We start from the raw sequence: 2,359 nt of genomic DNA, 5'->3' as shown, positions 1-2,359 counted from the left end.
TCGCTCACGCCGGCACCTCCACGCGTTCCTCGTGGGCGACCGTCGCGTCGGCGCCCGGGCGCAGCACCCGGCGCAGGATCGGCGGGGTCAGCAGGACCGTGGAGGGGTCGGCCAGGTTCGCCACCCGGATCAGCGCCCGCGCCACCACCGGGTCGGCGTGGGCGACCCGCTGGACCCGGGTCACGTAGCCGTCGAGCACCCGGGCCGGGAGGGGCCGCGAGCCCGCCACCTCGGGCAGCCCGAGATCGGCGCGGGTCGCGATCTCCCACGCCGCCGCGCACAGCCTGCCGACGCTCCGGTTCAGCTCGCGGGTCCGCCTGCCGTCCCAGGTGCGCAGCGCCTCCACCTGTTGAGCGGCGAGCGTCATGCCCTGGGCATAGAGGGGGTTCAGGCTGCAGACGGCGTCGCCGAGCACCAGCAGCCCCTCGGGGAGGCAGCGCAGCAGGTCGTAGCGGCGGTGCCGGGAGCCGCGGAACCGGTACGGGACGGGCTCGTCCAGCGGCTCGGCCGCCGCGACCAGGTCGCCGATCGGCCCGGTCGGGAGGGACGCGGCGAAGGCGCGGAAACCGGCGTCGTCGAGCGGGGGATGGTCGCCGAGGATCCCCGCGAGGGTGACGAGCCACCGCTCGCCCTCGACGGCCATCGCGCCCCCTCCGCGGGATCGCGGCACGGTCGAGACCAGCGCGTTCAGGTCGCCGCCGAGATCGTGGGGGCGTCGCCGGTACGTCCGGGTCGCGTAGCCGAGGTCGACGTCGACGCGGTCCTCCCGCGGCCGCGCCACCCCGAGCTCGGCCAGCTGGTCGGGCAGCCGGGAGGCACGGCCCGAGGCGTCGACGACGAGATCTGCGGGGAGCATCGAGCCGTCGGCGAGCCGGACGCCACGGACCCGGCCCGCGTCGAGCTCCACGCCGGAGGCGGTACCCACGTGGAGCTCCGCGAGTGTCCGGTGGCGCAGGACGTCCTCGATCAGCGGACGGGAGGCGAGCACCGAGGTCAGCCCGGTCGCCGTCGGGTGCAGGCGGCGACCGTGCAGGAACCAGCGGGTCCGGGCGAGCGGCTCCGCGGTGAGCGCCCCGGCCGCCAGCAGGTCCGCGGTGAACCCGGGGTGGATCTGTTCGGCGATCCGCCTGCCGCGGTCCAGCAGCCCGTGCAGGTGCCTGCCCTGCGGGACACCGCGGCGGGCGCCCCCCGCGGGGTCCCGCTCGACGAGCGTGACCGGACCGCGTTCGGCCAGGACGTGCGCCGCGAGGAGCCCTGCGAAGCCGCCGCCGACCACCACGGAGCGCATCGGGCCGTGCGGCGGTGGCGGCTCAGGCGACACGGCCGAGTCCCAGGACCTCGGGGTCGGTGGCGAGGGCGCACAGCCGGTCCAGGGGGTCGGCGACGAGCGTGCGGGTGGTGAGGTCCAGCAGCCCCGAGACGCTGCGCACCTCGGCCGCCACGGTCCCGTCCTCGACGCGGGTCAGCGGCTGGGTGATCCGGGCGGTCTTGCCGGTGCCCCACTCGAACTCGCAGCCGACCGCCACCACGTCGTCGTAGCGCAGCTCGCGGCGGTAGGAGATCGTCGTCTCCAGCATGATCGGCATGATCGCGTGCTGCAGGAGGGTCGGTGCCGACAGCCCGGCGGCGGCCAGCGCCTCCCAGCGGGCGTGCTCGGCGTAGTCCAGGTAGACGGTGTGCCGGACGTGTCCGAGCGCATCGATCTCGTAGCCGCGGACGGTGAGCTCGGTGCGATGCGTGGCGGGGGCGCTCATGGGTTTCAGACCACCAATTCCGGAGCTCCGGGTCAATGTCGTCGAACCCCGGGAATCGCCCCATCAGAAACGGCGATCGAACCCATTCGGTCACATTCGGTTCAGCTTCTCGACGGTTTCTCGGGGTGGGCTGAGGCGATGACCACCGACCTGACACCACCCGTGTTCGACGCGTTCGCGCCCGAGCACCGCCCCGACCCCTATTCGCGTTATGCGCTCGTCCGGGAGGCGACGCCCTACCTCGACAGCGGGTTCGGCGTGGAGTTCGTGACCCGGCACGCCGAGTGCACCCAGATCCTGTCCGAGACGCTCTGGAGCCACCGCGACGAGGCCGACCTCTTCCACCCCGAGGCGGCGAAGGCCGACCTGCCGACCTCGTTCCTCTGGATGGACCCGCCGGACCACACCCGGCTGCGCAGGCTCGTGAGCCGGGCCTTCACCCCGAAGAGCGTGACGGACCTGCGGCCGCGGATCACCGCGCTGGTGACCGGCCTGCTCGACTCGGCGCTGGAGCAGGGGACGGTCGAGGCCATCGAGGCGATCGCCTACCCGCTGCCGCTGATCGTGATCTGCGAGTTGCTCGGCGTCGAGGACACCGAGCTGGT

General features: G+C 73.8%; 2 protein-coding genes and 1 pseudogene. 1 reads left to right on the top strand and 2 read right to left on the bottom strand.

Translation table 11 applies throughout. From position 1 onward, the window contains the following. Positions 1–4: 4 nt before the first annotated feature. Positions 5–1,288 carry an NAD(P)/FAD-dependent oxidoreductase gene (locus tag H5J29_RS29465; protein ID WP_181784240.1) on the bottom strand — a complete coding sequence of 428 codons (1,284 nt, stop codon included), beginning with the start codon at positions 1,286–1,288 and terminating at the stop codon, positions 5–7. A gap of 22 nt (positions 1,289–1,310) precedes the next feature. Then, positions 1,311–1,754: an acyl-CoA thioesterase gene (locus H5J29_RS29460; RefSeq protein ID WP_181784239.1), complete on the bottom strand. Its 444-nt coding sequence runs from the start codon at positions 1,752–1,754 to the stop codon at positions 1,311–1,313. A 138-nt stretch (positions 1,755–1,892) separates the two neighbouring features. On the opposite strand from H5J29_RS29460, the pseudogene H5J29_RS29455 reads away from it, so the two are divergent. Further along, positions 1,893–2,359, top strand: a pseudogene (locus H5J29_RS29455) (cytochrome P450); the annotation flags it as partial.

This window comes from Pseudonocardia pini, from assembly GCF_013870575.1.
Taxonomy (GTDB): Bacteria; Actinomycetota; Actinomycetes; order Mycobacteriales; family Pseudonocardiaceae; genus Pseudonocardia; species Pseudonocardia pini.
The sequence above is the reverse complement of the archived record's forward strand: the minus strand, read 5'-3'. Positions and strand labels throughout refer to the sequence as shown.